Genomic DNA, 21,706 nt, shown 5'->3' with positions numbered 1-21,706 from the left:
AAATAATATGAATTTATTCATTTTTTTATAGATTATTGTAATATATAAAAACATTAAATTTTTATATATTAATATATTTTGGGGAAATCTAATATAGAAATATAGAAAATTTAATTTAAGGGAGATGATTTTATGGTTCAAAAAAAGAAAAAAAATTTTATAGAAGAATCAAAAATTCAATCTGCACTACAAAGAGATTTTAATAGTTTAAATTCTAAAACTGGATATAAAGATACAGGAAATGATGCTCAAGTACATGCAAAAGCTAGAGCTATAAGACAAAGCGATAACGGTTCACATATGTAAAAATAAGGTCTGCATATAATTTTATGCAGGCCTTATTTTTATTATTTTTCAGAATTAATTTCTAATTTTCTATAAGACAATGTGGCATTTATTTCTCCTCCTATAAGTATTATAATGGAGCTTATAAAAAGCCAAGACATAAGAGCTATAATTGCTCCTATACTTCCATATATTTTTGAATAATTAGCAAAATTATTTACATAATATGAAAAAATAACAGATATTAAAGTCCAGCCTATAGTGGTAAAAATCGATCCAGGTAAAGTCTCTTTAAAAGTAAGTCTTTTGCTTGGAGTATACATATAAACTGCAGTAAAAACAAAAACCATTAATGAAAAAAATATTAGATATCTCATAATATTAATCATAATTTGCAAAGATTTAGTATAATTAAGTCTTTTAGTTAAATAATTTACTACAATTTCTCCAAAAATTACAAGTAAAAAAGCTAAAAATATTATAGAAACTAAGCCTATAGTACATAAAAGTGCAATAAGCTGTACTTTCCAATAAGGCCTTTTTTCTTTTTCATCATAAGCTTTATTTAACCCTCTTATAACAGCTTTAAATCCATTAGAAGCAGTCCAAATAGTAGATATCATACTAAAAGATAAAAGACCACTGCGTCTTTTTCCTACAATATCTAATATAGTATCTCTTATAAGATTTACAACTTCTAATGGAAGTATATGTAGTAATGAAAAAATAACATCATCACTTTTTATATTAGTATATCCAATAATAGTCATTAAAAGTATTAAAAATGGGAAAAATGATAAAAGAAGACTATAAGCAAGTTGAGATCCCATAGCAGTTATTTCATCATCTTTATATCTAAATATAAGACTTTTAACAATATTTATTTTTTTATATTTATTGTTCATTACGCTCTCCTTTTAATGTTATAAATTAAATATAGCAATAATAATATAATAATTATATAAAGGAATATTTTTATTTTATTAAAAAATTATTATTTTATTATATTACTAAATTAAATTTTAAATACTAATATTTATAAAGTCATTTATATTAATGATGACATATAATAATTAATATATCAATAGTATAACTATTAAAGTATACTATTAAAAACGAAATAATATTATACATAATTTGGTAATAATATTTTAAAAACTTAATAAAAATATTATTACACAAAAACATTTTTATTAATGATTATAATATTGATATTTATAATGATAATACAAATTTTAAACACTATAAAGTGTTTAATGGAAATTAATTTACAATATATTTGAATATATTATAATATTTTTTCAAATATATAGAAACTATATTGTTTTGATGGAATTTTTTAAATAATATAAAAATTTCAGTATAAATGTGATATAATGTTATTAGATAATTCACAACTTATATTAAATAATGTAATTACTTAATAGGATTTTATAAAAATAAAAAGTAATATGCTTAAATTATTTTTTTAATATATTAGGAGGGGTGTTATTGTATAAGTGTGAAATATGCGGCAGGCAGGCTGACATTCACCACATTGTTCATAAAAATGAAGGGGGACTAGATTTTTTTTTAAATTATAAGTATTTGTGCCCAGAACATCATAGAGGCAAAGAAGGACCCCATAGAAATCATAAAACAGATATAGAATATAAGCTTGAAATGCAGGATAAGCTTAACAATATATTATATAAAGATTTTTATAATAAAGAAGAGCTTATTGATATTTTAAATCTTAATAAAACTAAGGCTAAAAAATTTTTTAAAGAATTAAAAATTTATAAAGAAGGTTATAAAAAACAAGATATAATATACAGACTTATGGGAAATAAAAAATATAATGAATATATGTTGGAAAATTTTTATGATATTATGGTTATGTCTGTATAAAAGGTGCTGTTGCAACATAGAAATTAGTTTGCAACAGCACCTTTATTTTTTATAATTTTTATATGTAATTTAAAAATTGAATAATTTTTTAAATATTTTAAATAAATTTTCTCTTTTGGAAATCTTTAAAGAGTATTAAAGATTTTTAAAATGCAACAATATTAATGAGAAATTTTTATTAAATATTTAAGCTTTTAAATATATAAAAATTTTTTATTATATGTCTTTTTAATCCAAGGGAGGTTATTCTTATGAATAATAAAAAAGATAAACAAGTAAGCCAAAAAATTAAGCAGTGTGAAAACGAAAGAAGGGTAGATGATCTTATAAATTTAGTTGAAAATAAAACAAGAACTGAAAGACATTTGGAAGAACATTCAGATATAGGAGATCCAGATAGACTTCATCATGTATATGAAGTACAAAATGCAAGAGAAGAACAAATTCAAAATCTTAAAAGTGCAATAGTATATGGAGATAATACTAAAAATTCTACAGAGGATCAGTTAGAAAATTTAAAGAAAAACTATACATTTGCTAAAGGATATATAGAGCATAATGCAGATCATATGGAGTCAAAAGCACTTGAAAATTTAAATGAAAAACAAGAGAATAGAAAAGATCAAATGGATATATTACAATAAATTATAAATATTTGAGATTGATTATTATTTAAATTATATATATTATAGTCCTTATCAAAACAAAAATGATAAGGACTATATTTTTTTAAAAATTAATCGGCAACTTTATTAGTAAAGAAAGCATCATATAATCTAAATCAGACGTAAGTATAGAATTTAATGAGAAAAAGTTATTGTTTAAGTTTTAATACTTTATTTTTTAAAATTTATAAGTAATAAAAAATTAAAAGTATAAATAAAATATTAATAATAATTTATATTACTGGAAAAAAATTATTACCTATGTTATAATATAAAAAAACGAAATGAAAGGGGATAATTACATGGACGTAAAAGAAATTGTATTAGATACTTTGAAAAAATCATCTAAACCGCTTAAAGCAGGGGAAATTGCTCAAGCAGCAGGTTTAGATAAAGCTTTAGTAGACAAAGCTATTAAAGAGCTAAAAAAAGAAGAAAAAATTAATTCTCCTAAAAGATGTTTTTATTGTGCAGTTAATTAAATTTTTTAATATAATATTTAAGATAAAGATTTATAATAAAATAAGTTATGCATAGTTTGTATTAAATAAAAAACAAAATATATATAATAAGCATTGAATAAAGTTTAAAAGTTCTTTTGCAAAAAATAGCCGCAAATTATAGTGATTTTATTTATTTAAACATTGATAAAGTTTAAATAAAACACTTGATTTGCGGCTATTTTTTGCTTGCATATTATTTATAAACAGATATATATTTTATTATTAATTACAAATAAAATTAGGTAAGTATTATTTTAATCTAAAACTTTAGGGTTTATTGTTATATAATTAAAAATATTTGTAAAAAGTTCTTTAGCTACAGGTGCCGCTACTTGAGCAGCATAATAATTAGAAGGATTTGGTTCATCTACTGTTACAATTAAAGTAATTTTTGGATCTTCAAAAGGTGCCATACCTACAAAAGAAGATATATATGCTTTATTTTTATATTTTCCATTTTGAACCTTTTGGGCCGTACCAGTTTTACCTGCAATATTTAAATCTTCTACAAAAGCATTGGAGCCTCCTCCTTCAGAAACAACTTTTTCTAAATATCTTCTTAAATTTGTTGCTATCTTACTATCTAATACTTCACGTTTATTAAAATTATTAAATCCTTTTTCTAATACAATATTATCATTTTCATCATAACTTACTATGTTTTTCATTACATGAGGAGTAATTAAAGTGCCGCCATTTGCTATTGCGTTAAAAGCAGCCATATATTGAACTTGAGTTACAGCTATTCCCTGACCATAAGAGATTGTTGCTAATTCAACATCATTTATATCATTTGGAGTTTTTACTATTCCAGAAGATTCTCCAGGTAAATCAATTCCTGTTTTTTCGCCAAAACCTAATTTGCGAGTGAAATTATATAAATTTTCTTTACCTAATTTTTTCCCTACTTCAATGAATCCAACATTACAAGAATTTTTTATAATATCTATAAAATTTTGTTTTCCATGTCCTGTTTTTTTGGCACAAAATAATTCGTGACCAGCAACATTTGTACTTCCATTACATATAAATTCATCATTTTCTTTACTCGTACCATATTCTAATGCAGCTGCAGCTGTTACAGCTTTAAAAATAGAACCTGGTTCAAATGAATATTCAACGGAATTATTTCTCCATATATTTTGTAGTTCTTCTGAAGTTTTTCCATTGGCATAAGGATTATTTAAATTAAAATCGGGTTTATTTACCATAGCTAATATTTCACCATTTTTAGGATTCATAACCATGATTGATACACCAAGAGCTTTGTTTTGTGTCATAGCTTTAGAAGCTGCTTTTTCAGCATAATCTTGTATAACTTCATCTATAGTAAGCATAACACTTTTGCCGTCAACAGGCTTTGTATAACGGGAGTTTTCAAAAAAAAGCTGGTTGCTTTTACTATCCCTTTCATAAATAATTCTTCCAGGTTCTCCGGATAATTCTTTATTATAAGTTTGTTCTACACCAGTACCCTGTCCATTTTCATTTATAATACCTATAACATGAGAAAGAAAATTCCCTCGAGGATAATATCTTTTAGTATCTGAAGATACTAAAATACCAAAAACTTTAAGTGCTTTTATTTTATCAGCTTGAGCTTTTTCTACTTTCCTTTTTAATGGTGCCCAGCTTGCAGGAAGACCATTGTCTAATGTTTTATTAAAAGCTTTAAGTACTTCTTCTTTACTTATATTTAATATAGAAGCTAATTTTTCTGCTAAATCATCATATGCCTTTTGAACTTCTTCTTCTGACATTTCTGGTTTTTTTAAAGTTTGTTTTAAAGCTAATAAATCTAAATCTACTCTATACACATCAGCACTTATTGCAAGTTCATGACCATTTCTATCTAATATATTTCCTCTTTTAGCTTCTAAAACTATATCGCTTGTCCATTGATTAGCTGCAACTTGCATTATTTTTTCAGGTGTAAAAACCATTAAGTAAAATAATCTTATAAATAACAATAAAAATATAAATACTAAGAAAAAATAAGTAAATTTCAGCCTTTTTTTTCGACTAATTTTAATAGAAAATTTTTTTGCAGCCAAAGTATTCCCTTCTTTCGTAAAATTTGCATCAGAAATATTATAACAAAAAAAGCACTTTTAAAATATATATAAGTGCTTTTTTATTATTATTTATATAAATATAAAATTAAAATTTATATATTCCACCAATGATGATTTTCTTTTAAAAGAAGTTCTTCTGCTTTTTGAGGACCTAAACTACCACTTTCATAATAATAAAGAGTTTCATTATTATTTTTCCAATAATCAGAAATAATATCAACAAATTTCCAGGAATATTCCACTTCATCCCAGCTGGTAAATAATGTACTATCACCATTCATTGCATCATATAAAAGTCTTTCATATGCTTCAGGGGTATTTATTCCAAATTGACAATTCTGACAAAAATCCATTTGTACTGGTATAATAATATTTTCAGTTCCTGGTTTTTTTGTGTTGAATTGAAAAAATATACCTTCCATAGGTTGAACTCTTATAACTAATAAATTAGGTAATATTTCATCTGAACTTTTGCCATATAAAACTTTGGGCATAGATTTAAATTGAATAACAATTTCAGTAGATTTATTTTTCATTCTTTTCCCTGTTCTTATATAAAAAGGTACTCCTGCCCATCTAAAATTTTCTACATGAAGTTTTAAAGCTACAAAAGTTTCTGTGTTTGAAACAGGGGAAACCTTATCTTCTTCTCTATATGATAAAACCTCTTTATTATCTACAATTCCTCTTATATATTGTCCACGTATAATATCTTTACTTATTTTTTCGGGTGTAATTTTTTCTAATGAACGAAGTATTTTAACTTTTTCATCTTTGATTGAAGAAGAAGTTAAATTTATTGGTGGTTCCATAGCACATAATGTTAAAAGCTGTAACATATGATTTTGAACCATATCTTTTAAAGCTCCGGCTTCATCGTAGTATCCACCTCTATTTTCTACACCTACTGTTTCACTTGAAGATATTTGTATGTTATCTATATATTTATTATTCCAAAGGGGTTCAAATATAGAATTTGCAAATCTTAATACCATAAGACTTTGTATCATTTCTTTACCTAAATAGTGATCAATTCTATAAATATTTTCTTCACTAAAAACTTCTGTAATTTTACGATTTAATTTACGTGCTGAAGATAAATCCCGTCCAAAAGGTTTTTCTATGATAAGTCTTTGAAAAGATGAAGTGTTTTTTACTAAACCCTCTTTGTGAAGATTATCTGTTATTAAATCAAAGTACTCTGGAGCAACAGCTAAATAAAATATTCTATTTCCAGAGGTTTTATATTTTTTATCCAGTTCTTCTAAGAAAGTCTTAAGTTCAGAATAACCTTTTATATCATTAAAATTAAAATTTTTATAAAAAAGTCTTTTAGAAATATCGTCCCAGTGGATATCTTCAATTATATATTTAGAATATTTTTTTAATGAAAGATATATTTGCTCTCTATATTCTTCGCTACTTAAATTTTTTCTTCCTATAGATACAATAGCAAAATTATCTGGAAGATTTTGGCTGCGTTTAAGATTATATATAGCAGGGAGAAGTTTTCTATGTGTTAAATCTCCAGTGCCTCCAAAAATAACCAGTATACATGATGTGTCCAAAATATCACCTTCTTTCAAAATTCGCAAAATTATTTTTTGGCTACAGCATGGCCTCCAAATTCATTTCTTAAAGCGGCTACTACTTTACCAGAAAAAGTATCTTCCATTTCAGAACGATATCTATAAAGTAAAGAAGAAGTAATTACTGGTGCTGGAACTTTAAGACTTAAAGCTTCTTGAACAGTCCAAAGCCCTTCGCCTGAAGAGTATATTATGCCTTTAATATTGTCTAAATTGTCATCTTTTTTAAAAGCATTTTCGGCAAGTTCCATAAGCCAGCTTCTAATTACAGAACCATTATTCCAAACTCTTGCAACTTCTTTATAGTTTAAATCAAATTGGCTTTTTTGAAGAATTTCAAAACCTTCACCTATAGCTTGCATCATTCCATATTCTATACCATTGTGAACCATTTTTACAAAATGTCCTGAACCATTTTTGCCTGTATGCAAATACCCATTATCTACACTTATATCTTTTATTAAAGGCTCTATATATTCAAATACTTCATCTTCAGCACCAATCATAGTGCAGGCTCCATTTCTTGCTCCGCTTATTCCTCCGCTTGTTCCAACATCTACAAAATCTATATTTTTGGATTTTAGATACGTATATCGTCTTAAAGTATCTTTATAAAATGAATTGCCTCCATCGATTATTATATCTTTTTCATTAAGTAGAGGTAAAAGTTTTTCAATTATTTCATCAACAACTTCTCCAGCAGGAACCATAAGCCAAATTATTCTTCTTCCATTAATATTATTTATTAATTCTTCTATAGTATAAGCAGGTATTAAATTTTCTTTAGAAGCTTCATCAATTTTTTGAGAACTCCTATTATATACGACAACCTCGTGACCATGATCTCTTGCATTTAATGCAAGATTAAAACCCATTTTTCCAAGACCAATTAATCCAAATCTCATAATTTAATAAAATCCTCCTTGAGAATATTTATATTATAGTTTCCAATATTAATATTATAAATACCTATAATTATAATATATAATATTATATAATAATTATTATTTCATGTATATAGTTAATTAATAAAAATTATTAATATAATTTTATTATTAATATATTAAAAATAAAACATAAATAATAAAAATAAATAATAAAAATAAATAATATGATTTATTATATAGTTTTGATATAATAAAGTTAATTTACAAAAATAAGTACATTTTTAAATTTGGCGGGGTGAAGTATTGTGAAAAGAATATTAAAAATGATGGGACTTATACTTTCATATTTAGGAACATATATGATAATGCAATTTATTGCGGGATATATTATTTTAATAGTTTTAATATTTAAGCAGGTTTTATATACGAAAAGTTTTCAATTGCAATCTAGTGATATTGAAAATTTAATTTCTCAAAATACAAGTAAAATTATACTTATTTCTATAATATTGAGTTTAATTGTTTATATTCTTATATTTTCTTTAGAAAAGAAAAATATTTTTAAAGAATGCAAATTTAAGATTATAAGCATAAAAAAGATAGCCGCTATAGCTTTATTAGGATTTGGAGTTAATATGATTATTGATGGAATTTTAAATTTTGTTCCTGTTGATAAATGGTTTCCTTCTCATAACCAGGTTATAAATTCTATAATGGGAGGGAATAATTTCATTTTAACATTTTTAACCGTTGGTATTTTTGTACCAATTTTTGAAGAAATTTTAATGAGAGGCTTAGTTTTCAATGAACTTAGAAGAAATATGAATTTAAACTTAGCAATTATACTTCAAGCTCTTATATTTGGTATATATCATTTTAATATGCTTCAATTTATATATGCTTCAATTTTAGGAATATTTTTAGGTATTGCTTATGTTTGGACTGATTCTTTATGGGCATCAATTTTAATACACATGATTTTTAATAGCTCTAGTTTAATTATGAGTAAGCTTCTTATTAATGTAAATATTTTAGTTTATATGTTAATTGGAATTTTAGTATTTTTTATAGGGCTTAAGCACCTATATAGATTAACTCATGTAAATCAGTATAATTAATAAAAAAACTAAAACTTATAAAATTTATAGGTTTTAGTTTTTTTATGGATAAAATTAGATTTCCTTGGAAAGATAATAATAGAATGATAAGGAAAGTCTGGTGGTAATTTGAATAAAAAATTTTTAAAATATAGTTTATCAGTAATAATAATTATGGGTATTTCCCTTTTTATAAGTATTAATAAAATACATAAAAATAGTAGTGCAAATGAATACGCAAAAAATACAGAAAAAACTAAAGCTAGTGTAGCTTCAAAAGATTCTAATTTAGAATCATCTTTAATGACATTAGAAGGAACATATTTTACACCTTGTTTAAATAAAGATGGAAATAAAATTTTATATAGTTCTGGAGATGACATATATGAAATAGATTTAATAAAAAATAATGTCAAGCAGCTTACTAATTTAGGAAATTGTTATAATCCTGTATATTATGAAAAAGATAATAATATTATAGCATTTGCAAGGAATGATGGTATATACTTAATAAATATTACTGAGAACAGCATAAAAAAAATAATTAGTTCTAAGGAGCCTAATATTTCTTTTGCAAAGCCTAATTTTATGCCTAATGGGGATTTAATTTACTTTAAAACTAAACTTATTTCAAAAGAAGATGAAAGGGGATTTATAGAAGAAAATCCCTCCATTAATATGATATCTAAAGATGGAAAAAATGATATGAAAATTACAGAAGGATATAATCCAGTACTTTTTAAAGATGGGAAAACTTTAGTATATGAAATGGGAGAAAATTTATATTTAATGAATTTACAAACTAAAGATAAAAAATTAATTGATAGTGGGAAATATGCTTCTTTTTCAAATGATGGTAAATATATAAGCTATACAAAATATGAAAAAGAAACAGTGCCATATGCAAATATAAAAGAAAAGAAAAATTTATTCGTAGATAAAGAATACTCAAATGTGTTTATTGTTGAGACTAATAATACAAAAAATAAATTTAAACTTACTAAAGAAGAATTTGAAAATAAGGATAAAGAAATAGAAGAATGGGCTAAACAAACAAACAACTTAAAAACGGAGCAGCATTTTTTAATTGTATCTAAAATTGCTTATTTTGATACTCTTTGGTCAAAAGATAATAAATCACTTTATATTTCTATATATAATTCAAGTAAAGGTTATTTTGAGCTTATAAAAGTACAGGTTCCTGATTTATTAGCACGTTAAACAAAAATATTTATAAAAAAGCCCCATCCTTTTGCAGATGGGGTAAGTTTACTATTCCATTGAGTATTTAATGACTAAATCCAAGGTGTTTATAATAGCATCCATATGAGTTCTTTCATAAGAATGTGAAGAAAATACTCCAGGTCCTATAAGTGCTGCTTTAATATCATATCCAGCTTTTAATGCAGCAGAAGCATCAGAACCATAAAAAGGATAAATATCTATTTTATAATTTATATTATTTTTTATACAAGTTTGTATTAATTTTTTCCTTAATTCAAAATCATAAGGACCGGAAGAATCTTTAGCACATATACATACAGCATATTCTGAAGAATTTTGGTCAAGTCCAGGAGCTCCCATATCTACTGATATAAATTCTTTTGTATTTTCAGGAATTGAAGCAGCGGCACCATGCCCAACTTCTTCATAATTACTTATAAAGAAATTTGTTGTATATGGAAGAAGAATATTATTTTCAGACAAATATTTTATAACATATAAAAGTATTGCAACACTGGCTTTATCATCTAAATGTCTGCTTTTTATAAATTGTTTTTCAGTTATAATAGTTCTTGTGTCAAAACTTATAAAATCACAAATAGTGTCGGTATAGTCTGCTTTTGGTTTAAGCGTTATAATAGTTCTTGTGTCAAAACTTATAAAATCACCTACATTTATTCCTAAATCTTCAGTGTCTGATTTAGATGATACTTTTTCATCTAAAATAATTTCCATGTTTTCAGGGACTTTTTTTATATCATAAGCTTCCTGACCGCTTATATGCACAGATGGCTTTATATTATGTATAGTACCAGTATAAGTTTTTCCATCTATAGTTTCTATTAAACAGTTTTCTCCATCAATAGATGACATTGTAAAACCACCTAAAGGGACTAGAGCTAAAGCACCGTTACTTTTAATTGATTTTACCATTGCACCTAAAGTATCTACATGAGCAGAAAAAGTTCTTTGATAATCATTGTTTTTACCTTTTAGTGTAACTATTAAAGCTCCCTTATTAGTTAAACTGTAAGAAACATTCATAGAATTTAATTCTTTTTTTATGAAATTTATTATTGCATTTGTATTTCCTGTAGGACTTGGGATATTTAATAAATTTTCAAGAAAATATTTAATACTATTAAAATCATATTTCATTATACCACCTCTTAAGTTATTTTAAGATTAATGTTAGCATAAATTCTAAAAAATATAAACTAATTTAAAAAAAGAGTGATTAAATGTATTTAAATATATGAAATCAATATGTTTTATAGTATAATATTTAAATAAGAAAGAAGGGGTATATATGAAAAAAAAGTACATAATTACAGGTTTAATTTCCGCTTTTGTAATTACTGGAATTACTGCGGTTTATATACATATAAATAATATTATAAAACCATATGAAAATTTAATATTCCCAAATGTATTTATTGAAAATTTAAATTTATCTGGTAAAACTAAGAAAGAAGCATTGGATATAATACATCAAAAATATAGTGATGAAATTTTAAATAAAAAGATAAATATTAAAAAAGAAAATAAAAATTATAATATTAATTATTCAAAATTAAATGCTAAGTATAATATTGAAGAAACAGTAAATGAAGCTTTTGAATATGGTAAAAATTACAATATTTTTAAAAAATATAAATTAATAAAAAATCCTATTGATAAAAAATTAAAATTAGAATTTACTTATGACCCAAAGTATATAAAAGAGTTTGTGTCAGATATTGCTAAAGATATAAATAAATCACCTGTTAATGCTTCTTTAAAAATGATAAGTAGTGGTAAATTTTCTATAACTCCAGAAATAGAAGGAGAAAAATTAAATACTGAGAAATTAGAAAAAGACATAATTAATTCTATTAATAATTTAGCTAAAAGTAGAATATTAGAAAATATTGAAATAGAAGCTCCTGTAGAAAAAGTACAAGCAGCTATTACTAAAGATGTGCTTTCAAAGGTAAATACTAAAATATCATCTTTTACTACAAATTTTGCTAAATCTAATGATAACAGAGTCAATAATATAACTTTAGCTACAAAAGCTATAAATGGAAAATTACTACTTCCTGGTGAAAGCTTTAGTTTTAATGATGTAGTTGGTGAAAGAACTATAGCTAAAGGTTATAAAGAGGCTGGAGTTATTATAAATAATCAACTAGATTCAGGTATAGGAGGGGGAATATGTCAAGTTTCTACTACATTATATAATGCTATAATGAGGGCTAATATAAATTATATTGAAAGAAGGCATCATTCTCTTCCATCAAATTATGTAGCACCAGGATTAGATGCAACTGTAAGTTATGGAAGTATAGATTATAAATTTAAAAATACATTGGAATATCCTATATATATAGAAGGATATGTAAAAAATAAAAATGTAACTTTTAATATATATTCGGATATTACTTTGTCTAATAAAACTTACGATCTAGTAAGTGAAATTCAAGATACCATTGAACCAAATATTAAGTATATAGACGATCCTAATATGTATGAAGGATATAAAGAAGTAATTACAAAACCAATTACTGGATATAAAGTTAATGTATACAGAAATACTTATGAAAATGGAAAACTTATAAAAAAAGAAAAATTATATACAGAAACTTATAAAAAAATCGATGGAGTAATAAAAAGAGGAACAAAAAAGAAACCTGTTGCAGCATAAACATAAAAATAAAAATAAGATTTTTATAGGTTGTTGCATTAAATATTGCTATCTTAAAAAATAAGCATTTAATTTTACAATGAATCATTTAATTTTTATAAATAAAAAATATTTTCTTTAAATAAAATTTATGTTATTATATAAAAAGGTAAGGAATAAATTTTTAGCGGATATGGCGGAATTGGCAGACGCACTGGTTTCAGGTTCCAGCGGGTAATTCCATGCAGGTTCGAGTCCTGTTATCCGCACCAAATATAAGTTAAATAAATATAAGTTAAATAAATATAAGTTAAATAAAAAAATATCCTTTGGCTAAGCCAAAGGATATTTTTATTATTAATTTAATCTATATTTATCTTTTTCTTTTTATCATTGCCTTTATTTAATTTTGGAAGAACAATTTTTAAAACACCATCTTTAAATGTAGCACTTATTTTATCTTCGTCTACATTATCTATATAAAAGCTTCTCTTAAATTCTCCATAATATCTTTCACGTCTAACAAAATTTTCTTTCTTTTCTTCTAAAGCATCTTCTCTTTTAGCACTTATAACTAAATAATTGTTTTCAAAATCTATATCTATGGATTCTTTTTTAACTCCAGGTAAATCTGCTTCTATTATATAGTTTTCTTCATTTTCTTTTAAGTCAACTCTAAAGTTTCCGTGCATAGTATCTAATGCAGTAAAGAAATCATCATCAAAAAAGCTCTTAAAAAATTGTGGGAAGAAATCATCTTTTTTACTTAAGTTATTTTTTCTAAATGGTATCATCTCAAACATTCTCAAATCCCTCCTAATTTTTTAATATATCTTTTGTTTACAGTTTTATAATAAAACAAAAGTCAAAGAAAGTCAAAGTTAAAAAACAAAAGATTTATTATGATATTAAAAAATATACAATGTTTTAATTACATAATTTATTTTAACCTAAAAATTTTGAAATAAACTAGATATTTTAGCCAAATTTAGTTTCATTTTATAAAAAATAAAAAATTATGGGTATAAATTTTAAGAATTAATATAACTTTTTAGTAAAATATAAATATATAAAAATCCTGCAGAGATTTAAAATATCTGCAGGATATGAAAATTACTTATAAATATTTATGCTTTAAATTGATTATTTATATTAGAATTTTGCATTTTTTTATTTACTGCTATTAAGAATATAGAAAGAGCAGCAATAGCAACTATAATGCCAATAGGATATGCTATTGAAGTTGCAAGTTTAAATCCTTCTGGAGCAACTAATATATAAGTTATAGAAACCGCAGTCATAAACGTAGCTGGTATTGTAGCTATCCAATGGAATTGTTTTCTTAGAGCTAAATACATAGATGAAGCCCAAAGTACTATCATAGCTAATGTTTGATTTGACCATGCAAAATATCTCCAAAGTATATCAAAATTAATTTTACTTAATATAAATCCAACTACAAATAATGGTATAGTAATTGCAAATCTATTTTTCAATGAATTTTGTTTGAAATTTAATGAATCGGCAATTGTAAGCCTTGCACTTCTAAAAGCTGTATCTCCTGAAGTTATAGGACAAGCTACAACTCCAAGAATAGCAAGAATACCACCAAATTTACCAAGAAGAGTTTTTGATATAGTACTTACAACCCATCCTTGTCCGCCGTGAGCATTCATTTGAGCTGATAATTCTCCAGTACTTCCAAAGAAAGCTATTGCAGCTGCTGCCCATATTAAAGCAATAACACCTTCTGCTATCATTGCTCCATAAAATATCTTTCTTCCTTGTTTTTCTGAAGATATACATCTAGCCATAATTGGTGATTGAGTTGAATGAAATCCAGAAATAGCTCCGCAAGCTATAGTTATAAACATTAATGGCCATATAGGAAGACCATTTGGATGAAGATTAGATAAGGTAATTTCAGGAATTTTATATCCTTTAAATATTATACCAGAAGAAACTCCTAATGCCATTATTAAAAGACAAATACCAAATATAGGATAAATTTTTCCTATAAGTTTATCTATTGGGAGCATGGTTGCTAAAATATAGTAAATGAATATTACATAAATCCAAAAAGTTGTATCAAGGGCTTTAGGAGTTAGTGAAGCTAAAAGATTTGCTGGAGTTGTTACAAAAACAACACCTACAAGTATTAAAACTATAACTGAAAAAATTCTCATAAAATTTCTAAATCCTGTTCCTAGATATTTACCAACCACCTCTGGTATACTTGCACCATCATTTCTAACTGAAAGCATTCCTGATAAATAATCATGTACACCACCTGCAAATATAGAGCCTAAAACAATCCATAAAAATGCAGAAGGCCCCCATAATGCACCAGCAATAGCACCAAATATAGGTCCAGTACCTGCAATATTTAAAAATTGTATCATAAATATTTTCCAAGCAGGCATAACCACATAATCTACACCATCATTAATTCTAACTGCTGGAGTTTGAATGCCATCATCTGCACCAAAAGCTTTTTCTACTACCTTACTGTATAAAAAATATCCTAAAAGTAAAGCAATAATAGATAAGAAAAAAGATATCATTTATAATACCTCCTGTAAAATTATAATTTATATATTAATTATACAAGATATGTATATGTTTACATAACTTATTGCACCAAATACAAAAAAGAGCACATAAAATACATTTATATGCTCATTAATTGCTTAAATGAAGACATATTATTACGGCTAACAGGTATTTCAGCATCTATTCCTTTAAGCTTTAATATGTAGGTATTATTAAACCAAGGTATTATTTCTACTATTTTTTCTAAGTTTACAATATATGAACGATGACATTTAAAAAAAATATTTTGGGGAAGTTTTTTATAAAATTCATTTATACTTGAATTAGTTTTATATTCATTATCTTTAGTATAAATAAGTACTTCATGCTCATTAGCTTTACAGTAATATATATCTTTTATATTAATAACAATGAGTTTCCCATTTTTCCATAAAGTTATTTTATTACATTTAGAGTTTAAAGATTTTTCAAGTTTATTTAAAGTGTGAATTATTCTAGTTTCAGAATATGGTTTTAAAATATAGTCAAAAGCAGATACTTCAAAAGCATCCAAGGCATAATCTTTATAAGCGCTAATAAATACTAATATAGGTTTAATATTTTGTGTGTTTATAATTTTACTTAAAGATAATCCATCAAGTTTTGGCATACTTATATCAAGAAAAATTACATCTATAAAATTTTTTTGTATAAATTCTAAAGCTTTTATGCTGTCATCAAAAGTTTTTACTATTTTAATTGAACTAAAATTAGTTATAAAATAATTTAACTCTTGTATAGCAGGTAATTCATCATCAACTATTATACAATTCATAAATATTTAACTCTCCTTTTTATTTAATGAATAATAAAACTTATTTTCGTTCCTGTGTTAAGACGTTCTATTATAAGGCCGCTATTATATATTAGCTTAAGTCTATTATTTACATTGGCTAGTCCAATTTTATTTTCTTTTATATTATTACTATATACACTGTTAATTATATGATTAGGAATACCTATACCATCATCTTCTACTATTATTATAACATCTTTTAAATTATGTTTTTTTACTGCAATTTTTACAGTACCATAGCCAGAGCCTTCTAAAATTCCATGTTTTATTGAATTTTCTACTAAAGGCTGTATTATAAGAGAAGGAATTTTTATTTTTATACTTTTATCAATATCATAAATTATATTAATTTTATTACCAAATCGTGCCTTTTCAATCTCTACATAAGCTTTTACCTGTTCAATTTCTTTTTCTAACTCCACAAATGTATTTATTTTTTCCATATTGTATCTTAAATAAAAAGATAAATTAATTATTAGTTCTCTAGCTTTATTTGGGTTAAATCTTATAAAGGAGGCTATAGTGTTTAAAGCATTAAATAAAAAATGAGGATTAATTTGAGCTTGAAGTGCTTTGATTTCAGCTTTAGCAGCCATTTCTTTAAGTTTGCCTATTTTACTAATTTCAAGTTGAGTTGAAATTATTTGAGATAAACCTATAGCTAATTTTTCATTTGTATAAGATATACCATTTTCTTTAGAATAATATAATTTTAAAGTTCCCTTAACTTCATCGCCATCTTTAATTGGAAGAATAATTGCAGATTTTAAAGGACAATTTTTGTAAAAACATTGTATTTCATTAGCAGAATTTAAAATTTTCATAGAACCATTTTTAATAACTTGATTTGTAGAAGCAGTTTGTATTGAATTTCCAATTTTATGATGATCATAGCCAAGACCTACATGAGCAAGTATTGTATTTTTATCAGTTATTTCTACTGCAGCAGCTCCAGTAGAATCTTTTATTATAGAGCATATATTGCTTAAAGAATTTTTATTAATATCTCTAAAATAGGGTAGAGTTTTATTTGCTATTTCAAGTGCTAATTGTGCTTGTTTTGCAGCTATTTGTTCTTTTTCATTTAATGTTTTTTCTATTAAAATAATTAAAAATGATATTCCCAATGCATTCGTAAAACTCATTGGCAAATATATACTTTTAACTATGGAAAGAGCATTAGAATAAGGTTTTGACATTATAAGTATAAGAAACATTTCTATACTTTCTGTAATAAAACCACATATAAAACCATATAACCATTTATTAAATTTATTACATTTTTTGTATATATAAGCAGCGAAAAAACCTGAAAGAATTGTAGTTATTGCACAAGGAATTGAAGTTATACCACCTATATCATAAATAAATCTATGAATACCGGTAACTATACCAGATATTATTCCGACAAAGGGACCATAAAGTATTCCGCCGGCAATGATTCCTATAATTCTTGTGTTAGCTATTGCACCATTAACATCTGTACCCATATAAGTACTTATTATTCCAAATATAGAAAAAGTTATAGATAGTATAAAAAGATCTAATTTTTTTAGTTGTTCTTTTTGTATTATATTTTTAAATATTGATACATTTGAAATAATAAAAACTATAAAAATTATATAACTTAAATTAGTTATAAGATTTTTAAGTAAATATATCATATTATCTTATACTCCTAAATTAAATTTTTTTATAAATATGAAAAATAAAACTTAAATTGAACTTAAATATAGTATAGTAAAATATATATAATCAGTAAATATATTTTATCATATGAAAAAATTACAACCTAAAAATTGATTTTTTAAAAATAATATAATATTATATAAATAAGTTTATTATTAAATATTAATTTATAGATATCCAAAATGAATTAGAATTTACTAAAATAATAATATAAGCACTAAATATTTTTTATTTTAGCATAAATCACTATTATTTTAGTAAAGAGATATATTAAAATTTGGTTATCTATAATAATGTTATTATAATTATAAAGCTATTATAGAGGTGAAATATGAAAGTCAGAGTTGCAAATAAAAAATTATTTACATTTTGGTGTTGTGTATTTATATTAATTATAATAAATATATTCCTTTCAATAAGTAAACATGTAATTGGAATAAAGGACAAGCCTGCTAATACATTATCCACATTATCTAATAATATAGTCTTAACTTCTGATAAAAATGGGAGTATAACTTTAGAAGAAAATAATTATTTTAAAAAGATTACTATTAATACTAAAAATTATAACGATACAGTTGATTTTGAAGATTTAAGAGATTTTATTGAGATAAATTTAAAAAAAGATGACATTTTAAAATTAAATTTAAGAGGTAGCGATAAAGAAGTTAAAGATATTTTTTATGAAAAATATGATGACAATTTAAAAATTAAGGTAAAAAAGAACTTTAATAAAAATAATTTTGTATATTTAGATAAATCTAATTCAAAAAAAATTATAGTTTTAATTTCGAAAAAAGAAAATCCATATAAAAATACCATAGTTTTAGATGCAGGGCATGGTGGAGATGATATAGGAGCAAATGTTGGCTCAATTTATGAAAAAGATATAACTTTAAAAATTACTGATTATGCAGCCGATGAATTAAGATATAGAGGATATAAGGTAGTTAAGACTAGAGAAGATGATAGATTATTGGAATTAAGTGAAATAGGGAAAATAGCAAATGCTGCTTTGGCAGATTTATTTATATCTGTTCATATTAATTTTAATGAAGACAGTGTATATAAAGGTGTATCTACGTATTATTATGATATTGATGGATATCAAAAGGAAGAAAGAATTAAGCTCGCAGAAACAATGCAGTCAGAATTGATTAAAGATGATAATTGGGAAGATAGAGGAATAATTAAAGAAAATTTTCAAGTTTTAAGAGAAACTAAAATGCCTAGTGTTCTTTTGGAATGTGGATTTTTAAGTAATCAAGAAGATAGAAGAAAATTAACAGATGAGAGTGTTTTGAAAAATTTCGCAAAAAATATTGCAAATGGAATCGATAAATATTTAGAAAGTAATAAAGCAAAAGAATAAAATACACTTATTAGTTAAAGATAAACACGGGGGATCCCGTGTTTTTGCATTAACTAAATATATATAATATAATTATTTAAGTAATATATAAAAGGGAGCTGAATTTATGTATAAACTTATATGTTTAGATATGGATGGAACACTTTTAAATAGTAATGGTAAAATCAGTGATAGAAATATAAAAGCTGTAAAATTAGCTCATGAAAAAGGAGTAAAAGTTACTATTTGTACTGGAAGAGTATATACTTCTGCTGCTTATTATGGAGATTTAATAGGAGTAAAAGTTCCAATTATTGCATTAAATGGAGCTTATATAAAAGAAAAAGATAGAGATGAAGTTATTTATAAATCTGTTTTAGGTAAAGAAAAATGCAATAAAATATTAAATATATTAAAGAAATATGATATATATCCCCATTTTAATGCACCAGATATAATTTTTACTGAAAAAATTATATATTCTTCAGAGGGTTACAGTAAACAAAATGAAGAATTACCTGAAAAATGGAAAATAAAAATTCAGGTGTCAAAAGACTGGGACAGTATATTTGAAAAATATGGTGATAGTATTATAAAATGTATTGCTATTGATGATGATTTAGAAAAAATTAAAGCAGCTAAAAAAGAATTAAAACAACATGATGAGTTTGAAGTGGTAAGCTCATCTTCTAATAATATTGAAATTATGTGCAAAGGAGTTTCAAAAGGGAGAGCGGTAGAAGTACTTGCTGGATTTTATGGAATTAAAAGAGAAGAAATTATGTGTATAGGAGACAATGAAAATGACATATCTATGATAAAATATGCAGGACTTGGAGTAGCAATGGGAAATGCTGAGGAAACACTAAAAAATATAGCAGATTTTATTACAGATAATAATGATGAAGATGGTGTTGCAAAAGCAATTGAAAAATTTATATTAAATAATTAATAAACCAAGTTAAATAAAAGCTTTACTAAAGATATTACATAATATAATATATAAATTATTAAAAATATAATTAAAAATTATAAAGGAGGAAAAATTTTGAATCTTAATATTGTTTTGTTTCAACCTGAAATTCCTCAAAATACTGGAAACATAGCAAGAACCTGCGTACTTACAAATTCTAAACTTCATCTTATAAAACCTTTAGGATTTAGTTTAGACGAAAAACATTTAAAACGAGCAGGATTAGACTATTGGCAGTATCTTGACTTAGAAATACATGAATCTTATGAAGATTTTAGAAACAAATATAAAGAAGGAAATTTTTATTTTTCAACAACTAAAGGAAAAAAATATTATACACAAGTTTCATATCAAGAGGGAGACTTTATTATTTTTGGTAGAGAAACTTCAGGGCTTCCAGACTATATAAGAAATAGTAATTTAGATAATTTAATAAGAGTGCCAATGCTTGAGACTAGTACCCGCTCTCTTAATTTATCAAATACTGTAGCTATTTTGGCCTATGAAGCTTTAAGACAAATGAACTTTCCAAACATGAAATAATAAAAAAGGAGTAGTATTTGTGGAAAAAATAAAAATTATAACAGACAGCACAGCGGATTTACCTTTAGATATAGTAGAAAAATATGATATAGAAGTAATTCCTCTAACAGTGCATTTTGGAAAAGAAAGTTATAAAGACGGGGTAGATATAAAACTTAATGAATTCTTAAAAAAAATGGAAGAAAGCAATGAATTACCTGTTACATCACAAATAAATCCCCAGTGTTTTTATGAATATTATAATAGATACATAAAAGAAGGATATAAAATAATATCAATACATATTTCTTCAAAATTAAGCGGAACTTATCAATCAGCCTGTATAGCAAAAGATATGATTGGAAGTGAAGATATTATTGTTATAGATAGCTTTAATGTTACTTCTGGTCTTGGGCTTTTGGTAATTAAAGCGGCAAAGCTAGTTAAGGAAGGATTTACAATAAAAGAAATAGAAGAAAAAATTATAGAAATTATACCTCATGTAAAAAGTGCATTAGCTTTTGAAAGTTTAGAAAATTTAGTTAAAGGTGGGAGACTTTCTAAAACAGCAGGAGTAATAGGTGGAATTCTCAATATTAGAATAATAATAACTATAGAAAATGGAGAACTTATTGTATTTGATAAGGTAAGAGGAAGCAAAAAAGCAGCAAAAGTTATATGGGATTATTTAAAAGAAAAAGGTATAAAAAGTGGTGAAACTGTTGCTTTATTGCAGGCAGAAAACAAAAATATTCTAGAAATATTAAAAGAAAATCTTATTACAGAAAAAATTGAATTTATAGAAACTGAAGTTGGTTGTGTAGTAGGAACTCATTCTGGTACTGGAGCTTGTGGATTATTTTTTATAGAAAAGTATTAACATAAATTTATATTTTTATAAGA

General features: G+C 24.6%; 20 protein-coding genes and 1 tRNA gene. 12 read left to right on the top strand and 9 right to left on the bottom strand.

All coding sequences use genetic code 11. From position 1 onward, the window contains the following. Positions 1 to 132 precede the first annotated feature (132 nt). On the top strand, positions 133 to 306 hold the full coding sequence (locus B5D11_RS12600; protein ID WP_164850209.1) for a hypothetical protein: 174 nt from the start codon (positions 133 to 135) through the stop codon (positions 304 to 306). 41 nt (positions 307 to 347) lie between these two features. On the opposite strand, the gene B5D11_RS00835 is transcribed toward B5D11_RS12600, so the two are convergent. After that, the gene (locus B5D11_RS00835) at positions 348 to 1,190 is read right to left on the bottom strand and encodes a YihY/virulence factor BrkB family protein (RefSeq protein ID WP_078681147.1); all 843 of its coding nucleotides are present in this window, start codon (positions 1,188 to 1,190) and stop codon (positions 348 to 350) included. Positions 1,191 to 1,776: 586 nt separating this feature from the next. Here B5D11_RS00835 and B5D11_RS00830 point away from each other — a divergent pair. The 3 genes from B5D11_RS00830 to B5D11_RS00820 all read left to right on the top strand — a co-directional run bounded on the left by B5D11_RS00830 (position 1,777) and on the right by B5D11_RS00820 (position 3,322). Beyond that, entirely contained in the window at positions 1,777 to 2,175 is a 399-nt protein-coding gene (locus B5D11_RS00830) for an HNH endonuclease (RefSeq protein ID WP_078681146.1), read from the top strand. A gap of 251 nt (positions 2,176 to 2,426) precedes the next feature. Next, positions 2,427 to 2,819 carry a hypothetical protein gene (locus tag B5D11_RS00825; protein ID WP_078681145.1) on the top strand — a complete coding sequence of 131 codons (393 nt, stop codon included), beginning with the start codon at positions 2,427 to 2,429 and terminating at the stop codon, positions 2,817 to 2,819. Between the two features lie 323 nt (positions 2,820 to 3,142). Next, positions 3,143 to 3,322, top strand: a complete 180-nt coding sequence (locus B5D11_RS00820) for a MarR family transcriptional regulator (protein WP_078681144.1) — start codon at positions 3,143 to 3,145, stop codon at positions 3,320 to 3,322. Between the two features lie 275 nt (positions 3,323 to 3,597). Here B5D11_RS00820 and B5D11_RS00815 read toward each other — a convergent pair whose 3' ends face one another. The 3 genes from B5D11_RS00815 to gnd form a co-directional block, all read right to left on the bottom strand. Further along, the gene (locus tag B5D11_RS00815) at positions 3,598 to 5,397 is read right to left on the bottom strand and encodes a stage V sporulation protein D (protein ID WP_078681143.1); all 1,800 of its coding nucleotides are present in this window, start codon (positions 5,395 to 5,397) and stop codon (positions 3,598 to 3,600) included. A 113-nt stretch (positions 5,398 to 5,510) separates the two neighbouring features. Next, positions 5,511 to 7,004, bottom strand: coding sequence for a glucose-6-phosphate dehydrogenase (gene zwf, locus B5D11_RS00810; protein WP_078681142.1), 1,494 nt, complete (start codon positions 7,002 to 7,004; stop codon positions 5,511 to 5,513). Between the two features lie 11 nt (positions 7,005 to 7,015). Further along, positions 7,016 to 7,912: a phosphogluconate dehydrogenase (NAD(+)-dependent, decarboxylating) gene (gene gnd, locus B5D11_RS00805; protein ID WP_078681141.1), complete on the bottom strand. Its 897-nt coding sequence runs from the start codon at positions 7,910 to 7,912 to the stop codon at positions 7,016 to 7,018. Positions 7,913 to 8,199: 287 nt separating this feature from the next. Here gnd and B5D11_RS00800 point away from each other — a divergent pair, with 287 nt between their 5' ends. Beyond that, positions 8,200 to 9,012 carry a CPBP family intramembrane glutamic endopeptidase gene (locus tag B5D11_RS00800; RefSeq protein ID WP_078681140.1) on the top strand — a complete coding sequence of 271 codons (813 nt, stop codon included), beginning with the start codon at positions 8,200 to 8,202 and terminating at the stop codon, positions 9,010 to 9,012. Between the two features lie 108 nt (positions 9,013 to 9,120). Beyond that, positions 9,121 to 10,212 (top strand): TolB family protein, encoded by a 1,092-nt coding sequence (locus B5D11_RS00795; protein WP_078681139.1) that lies wholly within the window; start codon positions 9,121 to 9,123, stop codon positions 10,210 to 10,212. Between the two features lie 51 nt (positions 10,213 to 10,263). Here B5D11_RS00795 and B5D11_RS00790 read toward each other — a convergent pair whose 3' ends face one another. Further along, on the bottom strand, positions 10,264 to 11,373 hold the full coding sequence (locus B5D11_RS00790) for a M42 family metallopeptidase (RefSeq protein WP_078681138.1): 1,110 nt from the start codon (positions 11,371 to 11,373) through the stop codon (positions 10,264 to 10,266). A gap of 151 nt (positions 11,374 to 11,524) precedes the next feature. On the opposite strand from B5D11_RS00790, the gene B5D11_RS00785 reads away from it, so the two are divergent. Together B5D11_RS00785 and B5D11_RS00780 are read left to right on the top strand one after the other, a co-directional pair. Next, positions 11,525 to 12,901: a VanW family protein gene (locus B5D11_RS00785; protein WP_078681137.1), complete on the top strand. Its 1,377-nt coding sequence runs from the start codon at positions 11,525 to 11,527 to the stop codon at positions 12,899 to 12,901. A gap of 166 nt (positions 12,902 to 13,067) precedes the next feature. Then, positions 13,068 to 13,152, top strand: a tRNA-Leu gene (locus B5D11_RS00780). Positions 13,153 to 13,242: 90 nt separating this feature from the next. On the opposite strand, the gene hsp18 is transcribed toward B5D11_RS00780, so the two are convergent. From hsp18 to B5D11_RS00760, 4 genes are all read right to left on the bottom strand, one after another. Beyond that, entirely contained in the window at positions 13,243 to 13,683 is a 441-nt protein-coding gene (hsp18, locus tag B5D11_RS00775) for a heat shock protein Hsp18 (RefSeq protein ID WP_078681136.1), read from the bottom strand. Between the two features lie 324 nt (positions 13,684 to 14,007). Continuing rightward, on the bottom strand, positions 14,008 to 15,444 hold the full coding sequence (locus B5D11_RS00770; protein WP_078681135.1) for a carbon starvation CstA family protein: 1,437 nt from the start codon (positions 15,442 to 15,444) through the stop codon (positions 14,008 to 14,010). A 107-nt stretch (positions 15,445 to 15,551) separates the two neighbouring features. After that, positions 15,552 to 16,247 carry a LytR/AlgR family response regulator transcription factor gene (locus tag B5D11_RS00765; RefSeq protein ID WP_078681134.1) on the bottom strand — a complete coding sequence of 232 codons (696 nt, stop codon included), beginning with the start codon at positions 16,245 to 16,247 and terminating at the stop codon, positions 15,552 to 15,554. 23 nt (positions 16,248 to 16,270) lie between these two features. Beyond that, positions 16,271 to 17,932: a sensor histidine kinase gene (locus B5D11_RS00760; protein WP_078681133.1), complete on the bottom strand. Its 1,662-nt coding sequence runs from the start codon at positions 17,930 to 17,932 to the stop codon at positions 16,271 to 16,273. A gap of 356 nt (positions 17,933 to 18,288) precedes the next feature. On the opposite strand from B5D11_RS00760, the gene B5D11_RS00755 reads away from it, so the two are divergent. From B5D11_RS00755 to B5D11_RS00740, 4 genes are all read left to right on the top strand, one after another. Then, positions 18,289 to 19,329, top strand: coding sequence for an N-acetylmuramoyl-L-alanine amidase family protein (locus B5D11_RS00755; RefSeq protein ID WP_078681132.1), 1,041 nt, complete (start codon positions 18,289 to 18,291; stop codon positions 19,327 to 19,329). 106 nt (positions 19,330 to 19,435) lie between these two features. Continuing rightward, entirely contained in the window at positions 19,436 to 20,260 is an 825-nt protein-coding gene (locus B5D11_RS00750) for a Cof-type HAD-IIB family hydrolase (protein ID WP_078681131.1), read from the top strand. Between the two features lie 96 nt (positions 20,261 to 20,356). Further along, a complete protein-coding gene (trmL, locus tag B5D11_RS00745; RefSeq protein WP_078681130.1) occupies positions 20,357 to 20,824 on the top strand; it encodes a tRNA (uridine(34)/cytosine(34)/5-carboxymethylaminomethyluridine(34)-2'-O)-methyltransferase TrmL in 468 nt (155 codons plus the stop codon). A 19-nt stretch (positions 20,825 to 20,843) separates the two neighbouring features. Further along, positions 20,844 to 21,683, top strand: a complete 840-nt coding sequence (locus B5D11_RS00740) for a DegV family protein (RefSeq protein WP_078681129.1) — start codon at positions 20,844 to 20,846, stop codon at positions 21,681 to 21,683. The last annotated feature ends 23 nt before the right edge of the window (positions 21,684 to 21,706 follow it).

This window comes from Clostridium sp. USBA 49 (genome assembly GCF_900167505.1).
Taxonomy (GTDB): Bacteria; Bacillota; Clostridia; order Clostridiales; family Clostridiaceae; genus Clostridium_AT; species Clostridium_AT prolinivorans.
Note: the sequence above shows the minus strand (reverse complement) of the source record. Positions and strands in the feature narration are given on the sequence as shown.

What these genes read in the sequence shown, in the direction of transcription:
- B5D11_RS12600 (WP_164850209.1), top strand. Translation starts at nt 133, where the DNA reads ATGGTTCAAAAAAAGAAAAAAAATTTTATAGAAGAATCAAAAATTCAA.
- B5D11_RS00835 (WP_078681147.1), bottom strand. Translation starts at nt 1,190, where the DNA reads ATGAACAATAAATATAAAAAAATAAATATTGTTAAAAGTCTTATATTT.
- B5D11_RS00825 (WP_078681145.1), top strand. Translation starts at nt 2,427, where the DNA reads ATGAATAATAAAAAAGATAAACAAGTAAGCCAAAAAATTAAGCAGTGT.
- B5D11_RS00820 (WP_078681144.1), top strand. Translation starts at nt 3,143, where the DNA reads ATGGACGTAAAAGAAATTGTATTAGATACTTTGAAAAAATCATCTAAA.
- gnd (WP_078681141.1), bottom strand. Translation starts at nt 7,912, where the DNA reads ATGAGATTTGGATTAATTGGTCTTGGAAAAATGGGTTTTAATCTTGCA.
- B5D11_RS00790 (WP_078681138.1), bottom strand. Translation starts at nt 11,373, where the DNA reads ATGAAATATGATTTTAATAGTATTAAATATTTTCTTGAAAATTTATTA.
- B5D11_RS00785 (WP_078681137.1), top strand. Translation starts at nt 11,525, where the DNA reads ATGAAAAAAAAGTACATAATTACAGGTTTAATTTCCGCTTTTGTAATT.
- hsp18 (WP_078681136.1), bottom strand. Translation starts at nt 13,683, where the DNA reads ATGTTTGAGATGATACCATTTAGAAAAAATAACTTAAGTAAAAAAGAT.
- B5D11_RS00770 (WP_078681135.1), bottom strand. Translation starts at nt 15,444, where the DNA reads ATGATATCTTTTTTCTTATCTATTATTGCTTTACTTTTAGGATATTTT.
- B5D11_RS00765 (WP_078681134.1), bottom strand. Translation starts at nt 16,247, where the DNA reads ATGAATTGTATAATAGTTGATGATGAATTACCTGCTATACAAGAGTTA.
- B5D11_RS00760 (WP_078681133.1), bottom strand. Translation starts at nt 17,932, where the DNA reads ATGATATATTTACTTAAAAATCTTATAACTAATTTAAGTTATATAATT.
- B5D11_RS00755 (WP_078681132.1), top strand. Translation starts at nt 18,289, where the DNA reads ATGAAAGTCAGAGTTGCAAATAAAAAATTATTTACATTTTGGTGTTGT.
- B5D11_RS00750 (WP_078681131.1), top strand. Translation starts at nt 19,436, where the DNA reads ATGTATAAACTTATATGTTTAGATATGGATGGAACACTTTTAAATAGT.